Origin of the sequence: Rhizobium sp. Pop5, from assembly GCF_024721175.1 — a bacterium.
Taxonomy (GTDB): domain Bacteria; phylum Pseudomonadota; class Alphaproteobacteria; order Rhizobiales; family Rhizobiaceae; genus Rhizobium.
This window is the reverse complement of record NZ_CP099399.1, coordinates 1,192,797-1,215,288: the sequence shown is the minus strand read 5'-3', so window position 1 is coordinate 1,215,288 and position 22,492 is coordinate 1,192,797. Positions and strand designations below refer to the sequence as shown.

Annotated in this window: 21 protein-coding genes, 3 tRNA genes and 1 riboswitch; of the genes, 4 read left to right on the top strand and 20 right to left on the bottom strand. The window is 60.4% G+C overall.

The genetic code is table 11. The features are described 5' to 3' along the window. Positions 1 to 10: 10 nt before the first annotated feature. The 11 genes from nuoG to NE852_RS08075 form a co-directional block, all read right to left on the bottom strand. Positions 11 to 2,092, bottom strand: a complete 2,082-nt coding sequence (gene nuoG / locus NE852_RS08125; RefSeq protein ID WP_258156388.1) for an NADH-quinone oxidoreductase subunit NuoG — start codon at positions 2,090 to 2,092, stop codon at positions 11 to 13. A gap of 225 nt (positions 2,093 to 2,317) precedes the next feature. After that, the gene (locus tag NE852_RS08120) at positions 2,318 to 2,992 is read right to left on the bottom strand and encodes a 5' DNA nuclease (RefSeq protein WP_008521892.1); all 675 of its coding nucleotides are present in this window, start codon (positions 2,990 to 2,992) and stop codon (positions 2,318 to 2,320) included. Between the two features lie 2 nt (positions 2,993 to 2,994). Next, positions 2,995 to 4,299 (bottom strand): NADH-quinone oxidoreductase subunit NuoF, encoded by a 1,305-nt coding sequence (gene nuoF / locus NE852_RS08115; protein WP_008521894.1) that lies wholly within the window; start codon positions 4,297 to 4,299, stop codon positions 2,995 to 2,997. Between the two features lie 10 nt (positions 4,300 to 4,309). Beyond that, positions 4,310 to 5,476 (bottom strand): NADH-quinone oxidoreductase subunit E, encoded by a 1,167-nt coding sequence (locus NE852_RS08110; RefSeq protein ID WP_008521896.1) that lies wholly within the window; start codon positions 5,474 to 5,476, stop codon positions 4,310 to 4,312. Positions 5,477 to 5,492: 16 nt separating this feature from the next. Continuing rightward, positions 5,493 to 5,765 carry a hypothetical protein gene (locus NE852_RS08105; RefSeq protein WP_008521898.1) on the bottom strand — a complete coding sequence of 91 codons (273 nt, stop codon included), beginning with the start codon at positions 5,763 to 5,765 and terminating at the stop codon, positions 5,493 to 5,495. Further along, complete coding sequence (locus NE852_RS08100; RefSeq protein ID WP_008521900.1) at positions 5,765 to 6,955, bottom strand: NADH-quinone oxidoreductase subunit D; 1,191 nt, start codon at positions 6,953 to 6,955, stop codon at positions 5,765 to 5,767. Before NE852_RS08100 ends, NE852_RS08105 begins: the two co-directional genes overlap by 1 nt. Before the next feature lie 68 nt (positions 6,956 to 7,023). Next, the gene (locus tag NE852_RS08095; RefSeq protein WP_008521902.1) at positions 7,024 to 7,626 is read right to left on the bottom strand and encodes an NADH-quinone oxidoreductase subunit C; all 603 of its coding nucleotides are present in this window, start codon (positions 7,624 to 7,626) and stop codon (positions 7,024 to 7,026) included. Between the two features lie 18 nt (positions 7,627 to 7,644). After that, the gene (locus NE852_RS08090; protein WP_008521904.1) at positions 7,645 to 8,229 is read right to left on the bottom strand and encodes an NADH-quinone oxidoreductase subunit B family protein; all 585 of its coding nucleotides are present in this window, start codon (positions 8,227 to 8,229) and stop codon (positions 7,645 to 7,647) included. Further along, the gene (locus NE852_RS08085) at positions 8,220 to 8,804 is read right to left on the bottom strand and encodes an NADH-quinone oxidoreductase subunit A (RefSeq protein WP_258156387.1); all 585 of its coding nucleotides are present in this window, start codon (positions 8,802 to 8,804) and stop codon (positions 8,220 to 8,222) included. The genes NE852_RS08090 and NE852_RS08085 overlap by 10 nt, the downstream gene beginning before the upstream one ends. 28 nt (positions 8,805 to 8,832) lie before the next feature. After that, positions 8,833 to 8,909: transfer RNA gene (locus NE852_RS08080), tRNA-Asp, on the bottom strand. Between the two features lie 51 nt (positions 8,910 to 8,960). Continuing rightward, positions 8,961 to 9,037 (bottom strand) — tRNA-Asp (locus NE852_RS08075). A gap of 414 nt (positions 9,038 to 9,451) precedes the next feature. On the opposite strand from NE852_RS08075, the gene NE852_RS08070 reads away from it, so the two are divergent. Next, positions 9,452 to 9,527 (top strand) — tRNA-Val (locus tag NE852_RS08070). A 536-nt stretch (positions 9,528 to 10,063) separates the two neighbouring features. Here NE852_RS08070 and NE852_RS08065 read toward each other — a convergent pair. Together NE852_RS08065 and NE852_RS08060 are read right to left on the bottom strand one after the other, a co-directional pair. Next, on the bottom strand, positions 10,064 to 10,612 hold the full coding sequence (locus tag NE852_RS08065; RefSeq protein WP_258156386.1) for a glutathione peroxidase: 549 nt from the start codon (positions 10,610 to 10,612) through the stop codon (positions 10,064 to 10,066). A 136-nt stretch (positions 10,613 to 10,748) separates the two neighbouring features. After that, complete coding sequence (locus NE852_RS08060) at positions 10,749 to 11,102, bottom strand: hypothetical protein (RefSeq protein ID WP_258156385.1); 354 nt, start codon at positions 11,100 to 11,102, stop codon at positions 10,749 to 10,751. 163 nt (positions 11,103 to 11,265) lie between these two features. On the opposite strand from NE852_RS08060, the gene NE852_RS08055 reads away from it, so the two are divergent. After that, complete coding sequence (locus NE852_RS08055) at positions 11,266 to 11,871, top strand: class I SAM-dependent methyltransferase (protein WP_008521923.1); 606 nt, start codon at positions 11,266 to 11,268, stop codon at positions 11,869 to 11,871. A 5-nt stretch (positions 11,872 to 11,876) separates the two neighbouring features. Here NE852_RS08055 and NE852_RS08050 read toward each other — a convergent pair whose 3' ends face one another. Continuing rightward, the gene (locus NE852_RS08050; RefSeq protein WP_037170558.1) at positions 11,877 to 12,299 is read right to left on the bottom strand and encodes a cupin domain-containing protein; all 423 of its coding nucleotides are present in this window, start codon (positions 12,297 to 12,299) and stop codon (positions 11,877 to 11,879) included. 124 nt (positions 12,300 to 12,423) lie between these two features. Between NE852_RS08050 and NE852_RS08045 the strand changes: the two genes are divergently transcribed. Next, a complete protein-coding gene (locus tag NE852_RS08045; RefSeq protein ID WP_258156384.1) occupies positions 12,424 to 13,410 on the top strand; it encodes an aldo/keto reductase in 987 nt (328 codons plus the stop codon). Positions 13,411 to 13,482: 72 nt separating this feature from the next. Here the strand turns inward: NE852_RS08045 and NE852_RS08040 are convergent, their stop codons facing one another. Beyond that, on the bottom strand, positions 13,483 to 14,472 hold the full coding sequence (locus NE852_RS08040) for a zinc-dependent alcohol dehydrogenase family protein (protein ID WP_008521927.1): 990 nt from the start codon (positions 14,470 to 14,472) through the stop codon (positions 13,483 to 13,485). Positions 14,473 to 14,576: 104 nt separating this feature from the next. Between NE852_RS08040 and NE852_RS08035 the strand changes: the two genes are divergently transcribed. After that, the gene (locus NE852_RS08035) at positions 14,577 to 15,476 is read left to right on the top strand and encodes a LysR substrate-binding domain-containing protein (RefSeq protein WP_008521928.1); all 900 of its coding nucleotides are present in this window, start codon (positions 14,577 to 14,579) and stop codon (positions 15,474 to 15,476) included. A gap of 160 nt (positions 15,477 to 15,636) precedes the next feature. Here the strand turns inward: NE852_RS08035 and NE852_RS08030 are convergent, their stop codons facing one another. From NE852_RS08030 to clpP, 5 genes are all read right to left on the bottom strand, one after another. Then, positions 15,637 to 16,545 (bottom strand): DMT family transporter, encoded by a 909-nt coding sequence (locus NE852_RS08030; RefSeq protein ID WP_205621914.1) that lies wholly within the window; start codon positions 16,543 to 16,545, stop codon positions 15,637 to 15,639. 83 nt (positions 16,546 to 16,628) lie between these two features. After that, positions 16,629 to 16,780, bottom strand: a riboswitch (FMN riboswitch). A gap of 120 nt (positions 16,781 to 16,900) precedes the next feature. After that, positions 16,901 to 17,176, bottom strand: a complete 276-nt coding sequence (hupB, locus tag NE852_RS08025; protein ID WP_003558438.1) for a DNA-binding protein HupB — start codon at positions 17,174 to 17,176, stop codon at positions 16,901 to 16,903. 206 nt (positions 17,177 to 17,382) lie between these two features. Further along, complete coding sequence (gene lon, locus NE852_RS08020) at positions 17,383 to 19,800, bottom strand: endopeptidase La (RefSeq protein WP_008521930.1); 2,418 nt, start codon at positions 19,798 to 19,800, stop codon at positions 17,383 to 17,385. A gap of 406 nt (positions 19,801 to 20,206) precedes the next feature. Beyond that, entirely contained in the window at positions 20,207 to 21,484 is a 1,278-nt protein-coding gene (gene clpX, locus NE852_RS08015; RefSeq protein WP_004680013.1) for an ATP-dependent Clp protease ATP-binding subunit ClpX, read from the bottom strand. 302 nt (positions 21,485 to 21,786) lie between these two features. Beyond that, positions 21,787 to 22,416: an ATP-dependent Clp endopeptidase proteolytic subunit ClpP gene (clpP, locus tag NE852_RS08010; RefSeq protein ID WP_003573944.1), complete on the bottom strand. Its 630-nt coding sequence runs from the start codon at positions 22,414 to 22,416 to the stop codon at positions 21,787 to 21,789. Positions 22,417 to 22,492: the final 76 nt, after the last annotated feature.

Sequence of the window (22,492 nt, the reverse complement as noted above, 5' to 3'; positions counted from 1 at the left end):
TCCCCTGCCCTTACTCTGCCGCGACTTTGAAGTTGTTGCGGGCCAATGCCGAGCACTCGGCCATGACAGCCGAGGCACGCGCTATCGGGTTCGTCAAATAGAAGTCTTTCACCGGCGACGCAAACCCTGACTTGTTCATCTTGCCGGCTTTTTTCGCGACTGCGGCAATTTGGGCGCGATCGGTTTCGGCGATCTCGTCGATGGCGGCGAAATGCGGGAAAGCGGCGTAGAGCTTCGCGCGCAATTCACCGAGCGAATCGAAGGGAAGCTTCTTGCCGAGCACGTCGGAAAGAGCGCGGATGATCGCCCAGTCTTCGCGAGCATCGCCCGGCGCAAAGCCTGCGCGGTTACCCATCTGGACGCGGCCTTCGGTGTTGACCCAGGTGCCGGATTTTTCGGTGTAAGCTGCGGCCGGCAGAATGACGTCGGCATGATGCGCGCCGTTGTCGCCATGCGAGCCGATATAGACGGTGAACTTGGCCTTCTTGGTGGTGAAGTCGAGTTCATCGGCGCCGAGCAGGAAGAGCACGTCCATCGCCGTCAGCATCTCGGCGGCATTGACGCCCTTGGTGCCCGGCACGAAGCCGAGATCGAGGCCGCCGACGCGCGAGGCAGCGGTGTGGAGGACAGCAAAACCGTTCCAGCCTTCGACGACCGCGCCGACCGAACCGGCGAGCTTGGCAGCGCTTGCGAGAACGCCGGCGCCATCGGTGCGCGACAGCGCGCCCTGACCGATGATGATCATCGGCTTTGCCGCATTCTTCAGAACATCAGCAAAGGCGTGGGTGCCGTCGACCAGATCCTTCAGCGTGTCGGGACCGCCGCCGAGGTAATCATAGCTGTAGCGCAGTTCGCCGGGCTCGCCGATCACGCCGATCGGGAACTTGCCGCGGCGCCAGCGCTTGCGGATGCGGGCGTTGAGAATGGCCGCCTCGAAGCGCGGATTGGCGCCAATGATCAGCAACGCGTCGGCCTGGTCGATGCCCGCGATGGTCGGGTTGAAGAGGTAGCTTGCGCGACCGAGCGACGGATCGAGTGCCGTCCCATCCTGGCGACAGTCGAGGTTCTCCGATCCGAGTGACTTCACCAGCTCGGAGAGCGCATACATTTCTTCGACGGAGGCGAGATCGCCCGCGATCGCGCCGATCTTGTCGCCCGAGGTGGCGCTGACGGCAGCCTTGATCGCGCCGAAAGCCTCGGCCCACGTCGCGGGCTGCAGGCGGCCGTCGCGGCGGACGTAGGGCCGGTCGAGGCGCTGCGTCTTCAGGCCGTCCCAGATGAAGCGGCTCTTGTCGGAAATCCACTCCTCGTTGATCGCCTCGTTGACGCGCGGCAGGATGCGCATGACTTCACGGCCGCGGGTATCGACGCGGATCGCCGAACCAACGGCATCCATGACGTCGATCGATTCGGTCTTGTTCAGCTCCCAGGGGCGCGCGGTGAAGGCGAAGGGCTTGGAGGTGAGCGCGCCAACCGGGCAAAGGTCGACGACGTTGCCCTGCAGCTCGGAGGTCATCGCCTGTTCGAGATAGGTGGTGATCTCGGCATCCTCGCCGCGGCCGATCAGGCCGAGTTCGGAAATGCCGGCGACTTCGGTGGTGAAGCGGACGCAGCGCGTGCAATGGATGCAGCGGTTCATCACCGTCTTGACGAGCGGGCCGATATACTTGTCCTCGACGGCGCGCTTGTCTTCCTGATAGCGCGAGGTATCGATGCCGAAGGTCATCGCCTGGTCCTGCAGGTCGCATTCGCCGCCCTGGTCGCAGATCGGGCAATCGAGCGGATGGTTGATCAGCAGGAATTCCATCACGCCTTCGCGGGCCTTCTTGACCATCGGCGTGTTGGTGAAGACCTCAGGCAGTTCGCCGTTCGGGCCACCGCGAATGTCGCGAACGCTCATGGCGCAGGATGCCTGTGGCTTCGGCGGGCCACCCTTCACCTCGACGAGGCACATGCGGCAATTGCCGGCAACCGACAGGCGCTCATGGAAGCAGAAGCGCGGAACCTCGGCACCGGCATCCTCACACGCCTGCAATAGCGTGAAATGATCCGGAACTTCGATCTCGTTGCCGTCAATCTTCAGTTTTGCCATCGTCGCTCAGTCCTGTTTCCCGTTTGCCTGATGACGGCAAACAAACCTATTTTTGCAACACTCTTATTGCCAAGCCGGATCTTTCGTCCTGCCGACATCTGATGTCGCCCAAATTCTCTGTCGCGCGTTCCAGATCCGAAACCCGCTTGGCATCTGCAGCTTGAGGCCCCCGCCCGTCCGCCGATCTGCCCGTTTTTCCGGCCGATTGATACGGCCGGACACTTCTCATTTCTTCCTGCGACCCCGTGTCGCGAGAATTTTTGCCTGGCCGGACCAGTCGTCGCGCCCGATGCGGCCGCTGAAGCCGAGTTCGGCATCGAGCCTGGCGATGTCCTCGTCGCTCCAGCCGGCAATCTCGGCGAAGCTGCGAATGCCCCTGGAATTCAGCACCTGCTCCAGCTTCGGACCGATGCCGGTGATCAGCTTCAGATCATCTGCCTTCACAGTCCGAGGAGCCGGCTTCGCCTTCGCGACCGGTTCCGGCTTGCTGGCAGGCCCAGCCGCGACCACCGTCAGTTTCGGCCTGGCCTTCTTCTCGACCGCCGGCTTGTTCAAGATCTTGGCAGCGGGGCGAATATTCTCGGGCCGGATATCCATATCGGGCTCCGGCTCTTCCGGCGGCGTATCGTCGAGTGCGGCGGCGAGCTTGCCCGTGGTTTCCAGGGCGCTCTGGAAAGCGCCGAAGAAGGCGCCCGCCATCTGGGTCGAAAGACCGACGCCGATCGCCGTTGCGGCGGCAAAAGCTGCGGCGGGATGCGCCATCAGCGGATGCACCGGCATCGCCCGTGCATTTTCCAGCATCTCGGCAGCAAGCCGGCCGAAGCCGGCCGCGAAATCGGCAGCCTCTTCCTTCTTCGTGCCTTCGGCGAGAATCCTCGCCTGAGATGCCTTGTCCACCATGATTATTCAGCCGCCTCCAGAACCGCACCATGATCGAGCGCGCTTGCCGTATACTGGTCGATGCGCTTTTCGATCTCGGGGCGGAAGTTACGGATCAGACCCTGCACCGGCCATGCGGCCGCATCGCCGAGCGCACAGATGGTGTGGCCTTCGATCTGCTTCGTCACCTGGAACAACATGTCGATTTCGCGCTTCTGGGCATTGCCCTTGGCCATGCGCTCCATCACGCGCCACATCCAGCCCGTGCCTTCACGGCAGGGCGTGCACTGACCGCAGCTTTCGTGCTTGAAGAAGGCGGAGATGCGCGCGATTGCCTTGATGACGTCGGTGGACTTGTCCATGACGATCGCAGCGGCGGTGCCGAACGAGGAGCCGACGCCGCGCAGGCCGTCGAAATCCATCGGGCAGTCGATGATATCCTTGGCCGGAACGATCGGGCAGGATGCGCCACCCGGAATGACGGCGAGCAGGTTGTCCCAGCCGCCGCGGATGCCGCCTGCATGACGGTCGACCAGTTCGCGGAAGGTGATGCCCATTTCCTCTTCGACGGTGCACGGCTTGTTGACGTGACCAGAGAGCATGAACAGCTTCGTGCCGACATTGTTCGGACGACCAATGGCCGAGAACCAGCCGGCGCCGCGACGCAGGATCGTCGGCGCAACAGCGATCGATTCGACGTTGTTAACAGTCGTCGGGCAGCCGTAGAGGCCCATATTGGCCGGGAACGGCGGCTTCAGCCGCGGCTGGCCCTTCTTGCCTTCGAGGCTTTCGAGAAGCGCGGTTTCCTCGCCGCAGATATAGGCGCCGGCACCGTGATGGACGAAGATGTCCATGTCCCAGCCGAGTTTGTTGTTCTTGCCGAGCAGGCCGTGATCATAACATTCGTCGATCGCCGCCTGCAACGCTTCGCGCTCGCGGATATATTCGCCGCGCACGTAAATGTAGGCTGCATTGGCGCCCATGGCGAAGCTTGCGACGACGCAGCCTTCGATCAGCGTATGCGGATCGTGGCGCATGATGTCGCGGTCTTTGCAGGTGCCGGGCTCGGATTCGTCGGCATTGACGACGAGATAGTGCGGACGGCCGTCACTTTCCTTCGGCATGAAGGACCATTTGAGGCCAGTCGGGAAGCCGGCGCCGCCACGGCCGCGAAGACCGGATGCCTTCATCTCGTTGATGATCCAGTCGCGGCCCTTTTCCAGGATCTGCTTGGTGCCGTCCCAGTGGCCGCGGCTCATCGCGCCCTTCAGGGATTTGTCCTTGAGGCCGTAGATATTGGTAAAGATGCGGTCTTTATCTTGTAACATGCTTCACCTCTTACCGCGGCTTCTTGCCGAAGACCTTGATATATTCCGCTTCGCCGCCCTTGGCGAGCGCCTTGGCCTGCTTGACCCAGTCGTCTCGCTCGATGCGGCCGCGGAAATTCAGGTAGCCATCGACCCATTCGCGCTCGGCCTTCTTCCAGCCCGCGACTTGCGCGAAGGTGAAGATGCCGATTTCGTTCAACGTCGCCTCGATCTTCGGACCGACGCCGGAGATCATCTTCAGATCATCCGGCGCAGCGGGCTTCTCGATGCCGGACGGACGGTTCTTGTCGGTCAGGCTGGGTTTTGCCGCCGGAGCTGATTCGGCCTTGACGGCAGCCGCGGGCTTCGGTTCAGCAGGCGCGGTGCCTGATATCGGCTGCTCTTGGGCAGCCTTTGCGTTCTTCGCCGCAGCCTTCGGCGCCGTTGCCGGCGTCTTCAGGGCGGCATTGGTTTCCGCGTCGGTGCTCTTCGGACGGGCAGCTTCTGATGGCGGAACCGGAGCGCGGTCGACCGGAGCCGACACGGTTTCGGCATCCGTCTTCTTGGCGCGCGTCCTTGCCTTCGGCTCTTCCGTCGTCAGCGAGGTCGGGCCGCCTTCAGGCGCCGAAAACACGCGATCGATCTGGGTGCCGGGCTTGATATCCGCGCCGTTTCCGGCGGCAAAGGCATCGATGATTTCTTCGAGACGCTCGGGCGTGAGATCCTCGTAAGTATCCTTGCCGATCATCACCATCGGGGCGTTGACGCAGGCCCCGAGACATTCGACCTCTTCCCAGGACAGCGTGCCTTCAGCGTTCCGCTCGAAGGCATGGGCATGGATCTTGCTCTTGCAGACCGACATCAGCGCTTCCGAGCCGCGCAGCATGCAGGGCGTTGTGCCGCAGACCTGGACATGGGCGCGCGTGCCGACGGGATGCAGCTGGAACTGCGTATAGAAAGTCGCGACCTCGAGCACTCTTATGTAAGCCATGTCGAGCATGTCGGCGATCTTTTCGATCGCCGCGCGCGTGACCCAACCGTCCTGCTCCTGAGCCCGCATCAATAGCGGGATAACAGCCGATTGCTGGCGGCCGGCGGGGTATTTCTGGATCGTCTTGTCCGCCCAGACCGCATTGTCATCGCTGAAAGCGAATGCGGCAGGCTGAAATTGATCTTCGGCTAATCGACGAACGGACATTCTTCCTCACGCCTTGTCAGTTTAGGGTTCCACACCGCGAAGCGGTCAAAGACTGCATTTCGCAGGCATAGGCCGACTGGTCTTTCTGCATAAACACTACGAATTTACTGCCATTCGGAACGGCAGCCTTGATCTGATAGCCCTTGGACAAAAGCTCGCCCATGGACGATTGCTGTGCCGGCGGCGTCACTTCCTTATGGCCCAGCGGCGTACCGAGGGTGTCGGCCTCCTGGGCCGAAAGCCCGGATGCCGAAAGGAGCATTGCGACGACGAGCGGCAGACGCTGCATCAGCGATCCACCTCACCGAAGACGATGTCGAGCGAACCGAGGACGGCCGCGATGTCGGCAAGCTGGTGGCCGCGGCACATGAAGTCCATCGCCTGTAGATGCGCGTAACCGGGAGCGCGGATCTTGCAACGATAGGGCTTGTTGCTGCCATCGGAGACGAGATAGACGCCGAACTCGCCCTTCGGCGCTTCGACGGCGGCATAAACCTCGCCGGCCGGCACGTGATAGCCTTCGGTGTAGAGCTTGAAATGGTGAATCAGCGCTTCCATCGAACGCTTCATTTCGCCACGCTTCGGCGGCACGACCTTGCCATCGATCGACGAGAACGGACCGGTCTTCGCATCCGAGAGCAGGCGGTTGACGCATTGCTTCATGATGCGGACCGATTCGCGCATTTCGATCATGCGGATCAGATAACGGTCGTAGTTGTCGCCGTTCTTGCCAATCGGAATGTCGAATTCGAGATCGGAATAGCATTCGTAAGGCTGGGCGCGACGCAGATCCCAGGCAGCACCAGAACCGCGTACCATGACGCCGGAGAAGCCCCAGGCCCAGCAATCCTCCAGCGAGACGACGCCGATATCGACGTTGCGCTGCTTGAAGATGCGGTTGCCAGTCAACAGGTCGTCGATGTCGTCGAGCGCCTTCAGGAACGGGTCGCACCAGCCGCCAATGTCCTGCACCAGCTTTTCCGGTAGATCCTGGTGAACGCCACCCGGACGGAAATAGGCCGCATGCATGCGCGAACCGGAGGCGCGCTCGTAGAACACCATCAGTTTTTCACGCTCTTCGAAGCCCCAGAGCGGCGGCGTCAGCGCACCGACGTCCATGGCCTGCGTCGTGACGTTCAGGAGATGCGAGAGGATACGGCCGATTTCAGAATAGAGAACGCGGATCAACTGGCCGCGGATCGGGATCTCGATGCCGAGCAGCTTTTCGACCGCCAGCGCATAGGCATGTTCCTGGTTCATCGGCGCCACGTAGTCGAGGCGATCGAAGTAGGGAACGGCCTGCAGGTATGTCTTGGTCTCGATCAGCTTCTCGGTGCCGCGATGAAGCAAGCCGATATGCGGATCGACACGCTCCACAATTTCGCCGTCAAGCTCCAGGACAAGACGAAGAACGCCGTGCGCCGCCGGATGCTGCGGTCCGAAATTGATGTTGAAGTTGCGGACGTTATGTTCTGTCATGGCGATCAGGCTCGCGTTCTCAGATAATCAGTGAATGACGGGCGCAGAGCCCGCCAGCCGCCTTGAATTTATTGCTTCGCTTTTTCGTCGCCAGGAAGCACATAATCCGTGCCCTCCCAGGGAGACATGAAGTCGAAGTTTCGGAATTCCTGCTTCAACTCGACCGGCTCGTAAACAACGCGCTTTGCCGCGTCGTCGTAGCGGACCTCAACGAAACCAGTGGTCGGGAAGTCCTTGCGTAGCGGGTGACCTTCGAAACCGTAGTCGGTCAGGATGCGGCGCAGATCCGGATGACCGGTGAAGAGCACGCCGTACATGTCCCAGGTCTCGCGCTCGAACCAGTCGGCGCCGGGATAAACGGCGCAGGCCGACGGAACGGGCGTATCCTCGTCGGTTGCGACCTTGACGCGGATGCGCAGATTCTTCTTCGGCGACAGCAGGTGATAGACGACGTCGAAGCGCAGCTCGCGCTGCGGCCAGTCGACGCCGCAAATGTCCGTCAGGTTGACGAAACCGCACTTGGCGTCGTCGCGCAGGAAGGTCAGGAGCGCGATCAGGTTCTCACCCGTCGCCGTCAGCGTCAGCTCGCCATACTTCATCTGCGATGCGGCAATCAAATTGCCGCGCGCTTCGCCAAGGTAAGACGCAAGCTCTGTCAGGGCTTCACTCATATGCCTGGTCCTTAACCCTTAGCGTTCGATCGTGCCGGTGCGCCGGATCTTCTTCTGCAGCAGAAGCACGCCGTAGAGCAACGCCTCTGCCGTGGGGGGACAGCCCGGCACATAGATGTCGATCGGCACGACGCGATCGCAGCCGCGCACCACCGAATAGGAATAGTGATAGTAGCCGCCGCCGTTGGCGCAGGAGCCCATCGAGATGACGTAGCGCGGCTCTGGCATCTGGTCGTAGACCTTGCGCAGTGCCGGTGCCATCTTGTTGGTCAGCGTGCCGGCGACGATCATCACGTCAGACTGACGTGGCGAGGCGCGCGGCGCAAAACCGAAGCGCTCGACGTCATAACGCGGCATCGACAGCTGCATCATTTCGACGGCACAACAGGCAAGGCCGAAGGTCATCCACATCAGCGAGCCGGTGCGAGCCCAGTTGATCAGTTCGTCGGTCGAGGTGACCAGAAAACCCTTGTCGGCGAGCTCATTGTTGATCTCACCGAAGAAGGCGTCGTTGCTGCCGATCGGCTTGCCCGTCGAGGGATCGATGATCCCCTTCGGCTGCTGGGCGACAAGCGGCTGATTGCTCACAGGGGTCACTCCCATTCCAGGGCTCCCTTCTTCCATTCATAGATAAAGCCGATGGTCAGCACGAGAAGGAAGACCATCATGGACCAGAAGCCGAACCAGCCGATGGCGCCGAAGGAAACGGCCCAGGGGAAGAGGAAGGCGACTTCGAGGTCGAAGATGATGAAGAGAATCGACACAAGGTAGAAGCGGATGTCAAACTTCATGCGGGCATCGTCGAAAGCGTTGAAGCCGCATTCGTAAGCGGAAAGCTTTTCCGAATCGGGCGCTTTGAAAGCCACGGCGAACGGCGCAATGAGCAGCGCCAGGCCAATGACAAGCGCGATACCAATGAAAATGGCGATCGGAATATAAGAACTGAGCAGTTCAGTCATCATGTTCATCCCTGCTTGCCGGCGGCGCCAGGCGGCGCATATGGGCAAATGCCCGGCAAGCGAACGTGCGTTGCAACAAGCCGTGGTTAGCGCAGCCGAAGCCCCGGCGCAAGACTTTATACAGAGGCAATTCGACGAGTGCGCGCGGACATTATCAAGCAGATGCAACGATGTCGCGACAAATCCGCGCAAGCCGTTTGAAGGCGCATGGCTGACCACTGGAAACTGCATGGCTTTGCGAAGAAAATGGCGCGAGTGACGGGGCTCGAACCCGCGACCTCCGGCGTGACAGGCCGGCACTCTAACCGACTGAGCTACACCCGCGCATAACGGATGAGAAGAGCCGGACAGCGACGGATGTCGCCGGCTTTGAAATGGCGCGAGTGACGGGGCTCGAACCCGCGACCTCCGGCGTGACAGGCCGGCACTCTAACCGACTGAGCTACACCCGCACTTCATTTCAAGCAATCCGGATGCCTTCGCACCCTCTCCGAAACAGCTGCCCGTTTCGATGAGCGGCTAACTACGGGGTTCGCCTTTTAGTGTCAAGCAGGTTTGGAGACAAAACCATGACAGTCGTTGAATTGTTTCGGCAAAGCCGGCGCGAGAAGATGGAAAAGCCCGCAATTCCCTCGCCTGCCGCCGCGCCGCGCGCCCGATCGAAGACGACGAAGCACTTGAAACGAATATCCCCGCGCCTTCCCCTCCCCTTTATCCACAGCCGGAGACAGCCTGATCGGCATCGCCGGACACAGGATCGTTGCCAAAAAAATCAAAAAATCTTCACAAACACTCTTGCGGTTTTGCCGCGATCCGCATAGATCACGGCCACCAACGCGGCGGGCCGATGCGGCTTCGTTTGCGATGGGCGATTAGCTCAGTTGGTAGAGCGCCTCGTTTACACCGAGGATGTCGGGAGTTCGAGTCTCTCATCGCCCACCATTTTTCCCTTACTGCCAAGTACCCGACGGATACCCAAGGCTCGCGGCCTGACACCGGCGCTGTCTTCTCACCGTATCCGGCATCACGCCCGGCAGATTCAGGCCTGTGGTCCGCAGGCCAACGTTCCACCAAAACGGACTACTCCCGCCGGAGTGCCACCTCCTATTGGGCGAATGGATAGGATTCGGCGAAAGTGGGAGAATTCGTCGCCCGGAAAATCTCCGCGCTTAAAGGCATACGACGCCTGGAGGTGTGCCATGAGGACCTTGCTCTCCGCATTGACGCTATGCATCGCGGTTGCCCTTTGCATGCCAAGCGCCATCTATGTCAGGCTGCCCGGATACGCCTTCAAGACGAATCCGAAATGCGAGCGCCACGAACCAAAGACCAAATTCGACGCAAGGTGCGACTGGCCGAGACTGGGCTACAAGGACTTTACGCCACCGCTTATCACAGTGCTGGGGATCTGAAGATCCTCCTCCGATTCTTCGCCAATCATCGCAGTTCAATGGTGCGCCTGGCAGCCCGAGTGCATTTCATCCCTTCGCCAGTTCTTTATCCACCGCGGAAACCAGCCGCGAATCATCGGCCGTGACATCTGGCGCGAAACGGGCCGCGACTTTGCCGTCCCGGCCAATCAGGAATTTTTCGAAGTTCCAGAGGATATCGTCCTCTTCGCCGCCTGATATGCCGTGGGCTTTCAGGCGCTCGCGCATCGGCCCGTCACCTGTCGTCGCGACACCCGACTTGGTCAGTTGCCGGTAAAGCGGGTGCTGAGACGCACCCTTGACGGAGATTTTGGAGAAGATCGGGAACTTGACGTCATAGGTGAGAGTGCAGAAATCGACAATTTCGGCGTCGGTGCCGGGCTCCTGGCCCTTGAAATCGTTGGCGGGGAAAGCGGCGATGACAAAACCGCGCTCGCGCTTTTCCTCATAGAGCTTTTCAAGCCCTTCATATTGCGGTGTCAGGCCGCATTTCGAGGCGACGTTGACGATCAGGAGCACTCTGCCCTTATATTCGTTGAGTGTAGTATCACGACCGTCCACTGTTTTGACAGCGATATCCAGTACATTGCCCGTCACGGGAGCCCTCCGATTTCTCAAAAGATAAGTTTCGCCAAGCTTAGCGATGTCACTGCCGCTGTCATCAGGGTCGGAATCAACTTGGCTTGAGGACGCCACCGGTGCGGCTTCCGGCCGCACCGGTGCTCAACCTATGTCAGGCTGGGGACGTTTCCTTTACGTCATCGAGCAGGAAGTGCACGACGATATAATCGGTCTTGTAGTGCCGACCGCTCTCCGACACGGCATCGACGCTACCGCCGTCCTTCGGGTGCCAGGCGTGATAGTGAGGATTGGTGGTGATCAGGGTGATGGCCTTGCCATCTTTTTCACCAAGCCGGAAGCGCATTTCGGCGAGCGGCCAGATCCGCTCGTAATCCTCCATGGTGATCCGCGCTTTCAGCGCCTGGCGACGTAGCGGCGCTTCGCCCACTTCGGCCGGTGCCTCCAGCGTGACCTCTTCGGCTCCGCTGATGATGGCGTTGAATTCTTCAGGCCAAATGCGTCTCATGAAATCGCTCCTCCCGAGGCTTTTCCGTCAGTCCACTGGTGGAACTTAGCGGTTTGTCTGAAAGAAGCAAATTCCTGTCATGCTGTTGTCATCAGCATCGGCTGCTCCTACGTTCCCCTCGAACCGCATCAGGGCATCGATCGCCCGCAATCCGAGATCAAAGATGAAGACACGTGAAGAAAGGCAGGCGCTCCGGGCGAACATGCCGCGCACTGCGCTCAGCGCCCACCATATGGAAAACGCCCGCCTGCTGCCGGATCGCGGCGAGTTGCTCTACCGCATCCCAAACGGCGGCATCGGCGTCGAGGTGGGAGCAGCCTTCGGCGAATATACGGCGGAGATCCTCCAAAAGAACCGCCCGGCGCAGCTTTACCTCATCGATCCCTGGTCGATGGACCGTTACAGCTCCGGTCTCGATTCGATCCATACGCAGTTCGCGGCCGAGATCGAGGCTGGCCGGCTGCATCTGATGCAGGGCACATCGCTCGAAAAGCTTGCCGATTTTGAGGACGACTTCCTCGACTGGGCCTATATCGATACCGATCATTCCTTCGAACTCACCTGGCAGGAACTGCTGCTCTGCGAGAAGAAGGTGAAGCGGACCGGGCGCATCGCAGGGCATGATTTCTGCACCGGCAACACGGTTAAGCCGATCGTCTATGGCGTCGTCGAGGCGGTCACCAAGTTTTGCAAGGATTACGGCTGGCAATTCGAGTTTCTGACGGTCGAATCACATGCGCATTTTTCCTATTGCCTGAAACGGCTCTGATCGCCTCAGGCCTTGCCGGAATATTGCTCGTCGCTGACCTGCTCCAGCCAGTCTGCTACGCTGCCATCCAGCGCTTCATGGATGGCGATATGCGTCATCGCCGTGTCCGGGCCGGCACCGTGCCAATGTTTTTCACCAGGCGTGAACCAGATCGTGTCGCCGGGGCGAATCTCCTGGATTTCGCTCCCCCAACTCTGGGCAAGGCCTTTGCCTGACGTGACGATCAGCGTCTGGCCGAGCGGATGCGTGTGCCAGGCCGAGCGGGCGCCAGGCTCGAAGGTGACGGATGTCGCCCTCACCCGGGCAGGCGACGGCGCTTCGATGAGGGGATCTTGACGAACAGCGCCGGTGAAATAATCGGCCGGGGCCTGCATCGAGGGACGAGAGCCGGCGGGTTTGAACTCCATGATCTTTCCTTTTGCATCCATTGCAGTTGAAGCCTTGTAACGCGACGATATTTCATCGGGGCGACCGATCAAGGCCGGATCGACAATTGCGGCAAAGTCATCTGCCTGATAGGTCCAGTGCCTTTCATCACCTATGGAGGATTTCATGAAACACCATGCTTTTGGCCGCATGCCGTTCACCGTCACCAATGTCGGCTTCGGCGCCTGGCAGATCGGCGGCTCCTGGGGCGATATCAGCGAGGCCGACGGCCGCGCGGCACTGAATGCCGCGCTCGATGCCGGCATGACCTTCATCGACACAGCCGACGTTTACGGCGACGGCCGCTCGGAAAAGATCATTGCCGACGTCTTGAAGACGCGCGGCAGCGAGCGCCCGATGGTCGCCACCAAGGCGGGCCGCCGCCTCAACCCGCATGTCGCGGAAGGCTATACCAAGGCCAATCTGGAAGGCTTCATCGACCGAAGCCTGGAGAATCTCGCCGTCGACAGCCTCGACCTCGTGCAGCTGCACTGCCCGCCGCGCGAGGTGCTTTACCAGCCTGAAGTCTTCGAGGGGCTGAACGAGCTGCAAAGGGCCGGCAAGATCAAGGGTTACGGCGTCAGCGTCGAAAAGGTCGAGGACGGGCTGAAGGCGATCGAATATCCCGGCGTCGTCAGCATCCAGATCATCTATAATATCTTCCGCCAGCGGCCCGATCACCTGTTCTTCCAGGAAGCGCGCCGCAGGAACGTGGCGATCATCGCCCGCGTGCCGCTGGCAAGCGGCCTGCTCTCCGGAAAGATCACCCGCGACACCAAGTTTGCAAGTGATGACCACCGCAGCTTCAACCGCCACGGCGAAGCCTTCGATGTCGGCGAGACCTTCGCCGGCGTTCCCTTCGAAGTCGGTCTTCAGGCGGTCGAGGAAGTGCGCAAGCTCGTTCCGGCGGGGGCGACCATGGCCGCGTTCGCGCTGCGCTGGATCCTGATGAGCGATGCCGTCACCGTCGTCATTCCCGGCGCCCGCAATGCCGAGCAGGCCGAGGCCAATGCGGCCGCAGCCGGCCTCGCACCGCTTTCGGCCGATGTCATCGCGGCAACGCGCGAGATCTACGAGCGGCTGATTGCGCCGCATGTGCATCAGCGCTGGTAGGCCCTGACGGATCATTCAGGCCCGGCCGGCAAGTTGCAGGCCGGGCTTGAGACATCATCCAGCAGAGCCGGATCAGACCGTCACGACAATCTTGCCGAACTGCTCGTTCGATTCCAGGAAGCGATGCGCCTCGACGATCTGCTCGAAGGGGAATGTCCTTGATATGACTGGCTTCAGCGTGCCGAACGCGAGCCCTTCGAAAATAAAGGTCTTTGCGGACTGCAGCCGCGCCGGATCGCGGATAATCTCATGGACGAGATAGCCACGGAGCGTCAGGCATTTGCCGAGCACGGCAGGCAAAGGAAACGGTGTTGGCCGCGGGCTTAATCCACCGTATTCAATGAGAATGCCGCCTGGTGACATCGCCGCCGTCAGCGGTTCGAAAATAGGCCCGGCCACGGCGTCGAAGACGACGCGAACGCCCCCTTGCCCAGTGATTTCCTTCAGTCGTGCTTCCAAGTCCTCCTCATCCGATGCGATGACATGCGCGGCACCAGCCTCCTGCAATGCCTGGCGCTTCGAAGACGTTCTGGTGATCGCAATCGGTGTGGCGCCGATCCCGTTGGCGATCTGGATTGCAGCGAGAGCTACGCTGCTCGAGGCGGCGGTGATTGCCACGAATTCCCCTCTTGAAAGTCGGGTAATATCGATGAGAGCGCCGTAAGCAGTCAGATACGACATCCAGACAGCGGCAGCTTCCTCCCAGGAAAGTGTCGATGGATGCCTGACAATGAGCTCGGCGGGAAATGTCACGAGCTCACCATAAGCCGGCGAGCGCACCATCGAGATCGGCGGAATGATGCTGACGGCGTCGCCAGGCGCAAAGCCGTCGACGTCTTCCCCTATGGCCTCGATGATGCCTGCCGCCTCGAGGCCGAGGCCCGACGGCAACGGCGCGGTTTCGATATAGGTGCGGGATCGTAGCAGAGCTTCTGCCCGGTTGATCCCAAGAGCCTTGACGCGGATCTGAACCTGCCCCGGCCCGGGGGCAGGAATATCCATATCTTCAAGGCGGAGAACTTCGGGGCCACCGAATTCGTGAAATCGGATTATGCGTGCCATTTCCCACAAACTCCAAAACAATTGAACCGAATGAGCTATGACAACTCAATCAAGAAAGATAAATTGGCCAAAAGGCAAGACAGAAGAAACTGCGAGTTTGCAATATGGATCGTCTCACCAGCATGACCGTCTTCGTGAAGGCCGTGGATCTGGGCTCGTTTGCGGCAGCGGCAGCAGCACTCGGCCTATCCGGACCCATGGTCGGCAAGCACATCCGCTTTCTGGAAGAGCGATTGGGGGTCAGCCTTATCAGCCGGACGACGCGCCGGCAGAGCCTGACGGATTTCGGACGCGCCTATTATGAACGCTGTCGGATGATCCTTGTCGAAACAGAGGCCGCGGATGCGCTCGCGATCGATCATCTTTCCGAACCACGCGGAAAGCTGCGGGTCACAATGCCCGTGCATTTTGGGCGGCACTGCGCGCTGCCGGTTCTGATCGAGCTCGCAAAGCGATATCCGAACCTCGAACTCGATCTTTCGCTCAGCGATCCCATTATCGATCTCGCCGATAACGGTTACGATCTCGCGATCCGTACCGGTGAACTGGCAGACAGGTCAGGCATTATCGCCCGACGCGTCGCGCGCCAGCGCATGGTGGTCTGCGCCTCGGCGAGCTATCTCGATACGCATGGCAGACCGGAGCAGATCGAAGATATTGGCGGGCACAACGCGATCATCTATGCACGCTCTGCCCGCTTCAGCCCATGGCTCTTTCCACGTGGAGACCCGTCTCCGGTGGAAGTTCGGCCGAATAGCCGATTGCGGCTCGATGATCTCGATGCGATCGCAGATGCGGCAACGGCGGGCATGGGGCTCGCCTGGCTGCCCTACTGGCTCATCCGCGACCGCGTGCGGGCTGGAGCGCTCGAAGTGTTGCTGCCGGGTCAGCCGGAGTTTCTCTACGACTGCCATGCACTGTGGCTGCAGACACCGCACCTGCCGCTCAGGATCCGTCTCGCCGTCGACGCATTGGCGGCCGCGCTGCCCAAATTCATGACCTAGGTCCGTCGGGCCGTCCGACCTTCGCAGGATGGGCAAGGAGTACAGAAAGGCGAAGTCGTCTGCTTGATAGTTCCAGCGGCTTTCATCACCTACGGACGGCGATCCAGAGCGTCGCGTCGCCGCCGGTGCCGATCGCCCACGACATTTCAGAGGGTCTGCGTCAGGCCGGTTCCCTTTCCCGGCGCATCTCGTTCCTCATGATGAAAAGCGACGCGGCGAGAATGAGTGCTGCCCCGAGCCAAAGATAGCCGGCCGGCGCATAGCCGAAGAATAGCCAGCCCGCGAGCACGTTCAGCGGTAGTTTGAGGTCGTCGAACGGCTGCACGTAGGCGGCGTCGGCGCTGGCATAGGCAAGGGTCAGCAGATATTGCGCCACAACAGTCAGGAGGCCCGCCAGCAGGAAGAGAGCCAGCGTCGTGCCCGTCGGCACGACGAAGCCTGCGGCTAATGCCAGGCCGCCGTTGATCGGCGTCAGCATCACCAGCAACCAGACGGTGATGGTCTCGGGCTTCTCGATGCCGGTCAGGTTCTTGGTGATGAGAGACGATGCGCCCCAGAGAAGCGCCGAGAGAACAGGTAGCAGAGCTGCCCAGCTGAAGCTGTCCGACCATGGCTGGAGGATGATCATCGCGCCGCCAAAGCCGACAGCCGTCGCCGCCCAGCGGGCGGGGCCGACTCGTTCACCGAGGAACAGGCGGGCGCCGAGGATGATGAAAAAGGGCGAGGTCATGACGAGTGCGATCGCCTGCCAGATCGGCACCGAGGCAAGGCCCGAAACCCAGGCCTCGACGCCGAGCGCGGCAAAGACGACGCGCACGACATGCCGCCACGGATAATCCGTCCGCATGGCGGAAAGGCCTGATTTGCGCAGAAAGGGCAAAGAGAAAAGGAAGGCGAAGCCATATTGCCAGAAGGCCGTGGAGGCCGGGGGAAAGGCGAGCTTCATGGTCAGCCATTGGGTGACCACATTCAGGAGCGAGAAGGCCACGCCTCCGAGCACCATGAAGGCTGCGCCGGCAAAGGCGCGGGAACGCGGGACTGCAAGGGAATTCTGATTCATGTCTTCCATCCGGAACAAGGACCAAACATAAATCAGGACGTATGAGGCGACGGCACGCAGAAACAGGCAGTTCCCTGCCCGCATGCGGTCACGCTCATTCTCTTTCATCCGGACTATACCGTCGGCTCCGGAATCGCACCGGATCTGCTGACCCCTCCCCGGCTAAAGCTTCGGAAGGCGCTCGCGGGCTCGGGCCGCAGCCCTTACCGCCGGTGGGGACTTTCACCCCGCCCTGAGAACGGCTTCGTTCGTAGAACAAAGCGCTGCATGCGGCAAGCGACAAAAACAAAGAGGGGCTCAGCGATGCCGAACCCCTCCGAAATCCTGCGCAGCCGCTCTCGTGTACGGCTGGCGGACTATCCAATCAGCCGTTGACGGCATCCTTCAGGCCCTTGCCGGGCGTGAACTTCGGCACGTTGCGTGCCGGAATGTCGACTTCAGCGCCGGTCGACGGGTTGCGGCCCTTCGTTGCGGCACGATGAGAAACAGTGAAGCTACCGAAACCCGCGAGGCGGATGTCGCCCTTGTTCTTGAGTTCGGCCTGTACAACGTCGAAAACCGCGTCGACAGCGGAAGCCGCGTCAGACTTCGTCAGTCCAGCCTTTTCGGCTACTGCGGACACGAGTTCATTCTTGTTCATGTTTCCACCCCTTTCTAAATGGTATGAAACGACTCAAATGTAAGCTAGGCGCAGAATAGGTTTCATCAGGCCCGCCGGGAACCCAAAAGCCCTGCAAATCAAGGAAAAGCAAGCGTCTCCATGACGTTTTCACAAAAAAGGCTGGCGTTTCCGCCAGCCTTTTCGCGTCTTTTGCGCCAATGGGGCATAAATGTGGCAAGCGCCACTCAATGCGCTATGGCTGCGCCCGTATCATCAAGGCCTTCGACCGATGCGATGACCGGCGTTTCCACCGTGCCATCCCACTCGATCGGCTCCGGCCGCCGGATCAGTGCATGCTTGATCACCTCGCCCATCCGGGATACCGGGATGATCTCCATGCTGTTCTTCACGTTGTCCGGAATCTCCGCCAGATCTTTGGCGTTTTCCTCCGGAATCAGCACCTTCTTGATGCCGCCACGAAGTGCTGCCAGCAGCTTTTCCTTGAGACCGCCGATCGGCAGCACACGGCCGCGAAGGGTGATTTCACCGGTCATGGCCACATGCTTGTTCACCGGGATGCCGGTCATGATCGAGACGATGGCGGTCGCCATCGCCACGCCTGCCGAGGGGCCATCCTTCGGCGTTGCGCCTTCCGGCAGGTGCACGTGGATGTCGCTCTTGTCGAAGCGCGGCGGCTCGATGCCGAAATCGACGGCGCGCGAGCGGACATAGGAAGCCGCTGCCGAGATCGATTCCTTCATCACATCCTTCAGATTGCCGGTGACCGTCATGCGGCCCTTGCCCGGCATCATCACGCCTTCGATGGTCAGCAGTTCGCCGCCGACTTCCGTCCAGGCAAGACCGGTCACGACGCCGACCTGATCCTCGCCCTCGGCTTCGCCATGGCGGAAGCGCGGAACGCCCAGATAGTCGGCAATGTTGGCGGCCGTCACATGAACGGACTTCGTCTTGCCCTTGATGATCTCGGTGACCGCCTTGCGGGCGAGCTTCATCAGTTCGCGTTCGAAGCTGCGGACACCGGCTTCACGGGTATACTGCTGGCTGATCGCCATCAGGGCGTCGTCGCTGACCGAGAATTCTTCCGGCTGCAGCGCATGTTCCTTGATGGCCTTCGGCAGCAGGTGCCGCTTGGCGATCTCGCGCTTTTCATCCTCGGTGTAGCCGGCGATACGAATGATCTCCATGCGGTCCATCAGAGGCGCAGGAATGTTCAGCGTATTCGCCGTCGTGATGAACATCACGTCCGACAGGTCGTATTCGACTTCCAGGTAGTGGTCCATAAAGGTCGAGTTCTGCGCAGGATCGAGCACCTCGAGCAGGGCCGAAGACGGGTCGCCACGATAATCCTGGCCGAGCTTGTCGATTTCGTCGAGCAGGAACAGCGGGTTGGACTTCTTCGCTTTCTTCATCGACTGGATGACCTTGCCGGGCATCGAGCCGATATAGGTGCGGCGATGACCGCGGATTTCGGCTTCGTCACGAACGCCGCCGAGAGCCATACGGACATACTCACGGCCGGTCGCCTTGGCGATCGACTGGGCGAGCGAGGTCTTGCCGACGCCCGGAGGGCCGACGAGGCACAGGATCGGACCCTTGATCTTGGTGGCGCGGGCCTGCACGGCGAGATATTCGACGATGCGCTCCTTGACCTTGTCGAGACCGAAGTGATCGGCTTCAAGGATCTTCTCGGCATTGTTGAGATCGGCCTTGATCTTCGACTTCTTGCCCCAGGGGATGCCGAGCAGCCAGTCCAGATAGTTGCGCACGACGGTGGCTTCGGCCGACATCGGGCTCATCTGGCGCAGCTTCTTCAGCTCCGCATCGGCCTTTTCACGGGCTTCCTTGGACAATTTGGTCTTGGAGATGCGCTCTTCAAGCTCGCTCATCTCGTCGCGGCCTTCCTCGCCGTCGCCGAGCTCCTTCTGGATCGCCTTCATCTGCTCATTGAGATAGTATTCGCGCTGGGTCTTCTCCATCTGGCGCTTGACGCGCGAGCGGATGCGCTTTTCGACCTGCAGGACCGAGATCTCGCCTTCCATGAAGCCGAGCGCCTTTTCGAGGCGGGCCTTGACGCTGGTGGTCTCCAGCATTTCCTGCTTCTCGGTGATCTTGATCGACAGATGCGAGGCGACCGTATCGGCGAGCTTGGAATAGTCGTCGATCTGGCTGGCGGCGCCAACCACTTCGGGCGAAATCTTCTTGTTGAGCTTCACATAGCTCTCGAATTCCGAAACGACCGAGCGCGACAGAGCTTCCAACTCGACCGGATCGTCATGCGGCTCGTCGAGCACATGGCCGAGCGCCTCGTAGAAATCCTCGCGGCTGGTATAGGCGTCGATCTCGGCGCGTGCACGGCCTTCGACGAGAACCTTGACGGTGCCATCAGGCAGCTTGAGCAGCTGCAATACGTTCGCCACGGTGCCGACATTGTGGATCGCCGAAGGGTCCGGATCGTCGTCGCTGGCGTTGATCTGCGTCACCAGCATGATCTGCTTGTCGGAACCCATGACCTCTTCGAGCGCACGGATCGACTTTTCCCGTCCGACGAACAGCGGCACGATCATATGCGGGAAAACCACGATGTCGCGCAAGGGCAGAACAGGGTAGGCGGTGCTGCTCGCTACAGACGTTTTCTTCGTCATTCTTTTGTCCTTTCCATCGTCCCGTTGCCGGGCTCTCTGCACGGCCGCTTGGGACCGGCCGGCACTCTCACTTGGCTCTACAAGTGGAGGTTCTGACTACGCTTTTCAAGCCACGCTAACGCCCGCGTTCCCCGGATGTGACAGCTTTGTTACAACGGAACGCCAACACTATGAAGCGCGTGGCTGGACCGGCGCTTACCACTTCCGACCCGGCTAAAATACAAACGCCAACAATAGGCTTACGGAATCACTGCATCTTTGCCAAGCACCACCCCTTGCGCAATATCGGCAAGGGCAATTGCGGTTCCCATCCGCAAAATACTAACAGTGCCTCGCATGGTTTTTCAAATAGAAAGGGGCTTGCCGACGGCAAGCCCCTCAAAATAATCGTGTGAAAGTCACAAGGTCACGCGGAAGCGTTGGCCTTTTCTTCCTGACGATCGGCATAGATGTAGAGCGGACGGGCAGAACCGCGCACCACTTCCTCGGAGATGACAACCTCGCGCACGCCTTCCAGCGTCGGCAGCTCGAACATCGTGTCGAGCAGGATCTTCTCCATGATCGAGCGAAGGCCGCGGGCGCCGGTCTTGCGCACGATCGCCTTGCGGGCGATTTCGCGAAGCGCATCCTCGTGGAAGGTCAGTTCCACGTCTTCCATCTCGAACAGGCGCTGATACTGCTTGATCAGTGCATTCTTCGGCTCGGACAGGATCTGGATCAGCGCATCCTCGTCAAGATCCTCAAGCGTCGCCAGAACCGGCAGACGGCCGATGAACTCGGGGATGAGGCCGAACTTGACCAGGTCTTCCGGCTCCAGTTCGCGCAGGACTTCGCCGACGCGGCGGTCGTCCTGGGCCTTGACGGTCGCACCGAAGCCGATCGAGGTCTTCTCGCCGCGGGCGGAGATGATCTTGTCGAGGCCGGCGAAAGCGCCGCCGCAGATGAACAGAATGTTCGTCGTGTCGACCTGCAGGAATTCCTGCTGCGGATGCTTGCGCCCACCCTGCGGCGGAACGGAAGCGACCGTGCCTTCCATGATCTTCAGGAGCGCCTGCTGCACGCCCTCGCCCGAGACGTCACGGGTGATCGACGGATTGTCGGACTTGCGCGAGATCTTGTCGACTTCGTCGATGTAGACGATGCCGCGCTGCGCGCGCTCAACATTGTAGTCCGCCGCCTGCAGGAGCTTCAGGATGATGTTTTCCACATCCTCGCCGACGTAACCGGCCTCGGTCAGCGTCGTCGCATCAGCCATGGTGAAGGGAACGTCGATGATGCGGGCGAGCGTCTGGGCAAGATAGGTCTTGCCGCAGCCGGTCGGGCCGACGAGCATGATGTTCGACTTCGCCAGCTCGACTTCGCCGTTCTTGGAGGCGTGTGCCAGGCGCTTGTAGTGGTTGTGAACGGCGACCGACAGGATCTTCTTCGCCTGCCGCTGGCCGATGACGTATTCGTCGAGGACCTTGATGATGTCCTGGGGCGTGGGGACGCCGTCACGGGACTTGACCATCGAGGACTTGTTCTCCTCGCGGATGATGTCCATGCACAATTCGACGCATTCATCGCAGATGAACACGGTCGGTCCGGCAATCAGTTTCCGGACTTCGTGCTGGCTCTTTCCGCAGAACGAACAATAGAGGGTGTTCTTGCTGTCGCCGCCGTTGCTGCCGCTGACCTTGCTCATATCACTTTCCTTCCAGCACGCCGCATTTCAAGGTGAAATCGCGGTCCACTCAATCAGCTCCTGGCGGCACTCCGTTTCCGGAGCCTTTGCCGAGAAGGGCTTCAGGGGCTACGAACCGGGCCCAATCAATCATGTCCGGGTTCCGGCGGCAACGAATTCCCCTTCGAATGCCAAATGCTATGTCATAAAAATTCAACATAGCATTAATAGTTACTATTAGCGTCTTCGTCGCCGGATGAAAGCCTTGTTCGATCACAAATGAGATAGAACTGTGGCGAGGAAAACACCATCCCTATTAATTACTAGGCCTGCTCGCCTTCCATTTCGAGGCGCGAGGTCAGAACCTTGTCAATCACGCCCCAGCCCTGGGCCTCATCGGCATCCATGAAATGGTCGCGATCAAGCGTCTTTTCAACTTCCTCATAGGTGCGGCCGGTGTGCTTGACATAGACCTCGTTCAGGCGGCGCTTCATCTTGAGGATGTCACGGGCGTGGCGCTCGATGTCCGAGGCCTGGCCCTGGAAGCCGCCCGAAGGCTGATGCACCATGATGCGGGAATTCGGGGTGGCGAAGCGCATGTCCTTGTGGCCGGCCGCAAGCAGCAGCGAACCCATGGACGCGGCCTGGCCGATGCAGAGCGTCGAAACCGCGGGCTTGATGAACTGCATCGTATCGTAGATCGCCATGCCTGCGGTGACGACGCCGCCGGGCGAATTGATGTAAAGCGCGATTTCCTTCTTCGGGTTTTCGGCCTCGAGGAAGAGAAGCTGGGCGCAGACGAGCGTCGCCATATGATCCTCGACGGCACCCGTCAGGAAGATGATGCGTTCCTTCAACAGGCGGGAATAGATGTCATAGGAGCGTTCACCGCGATTGGTCTGTTCCACGACCATCGGCACGAGGGCCATTGCGGTATCGACTGGGTTTCTCATGTGCGTCCTTTGTCAACGTCTCGCCGGCCGGCGCCGGGAATCAAAGAAAATGTCTTATCCCTACATAGAGTGTCCC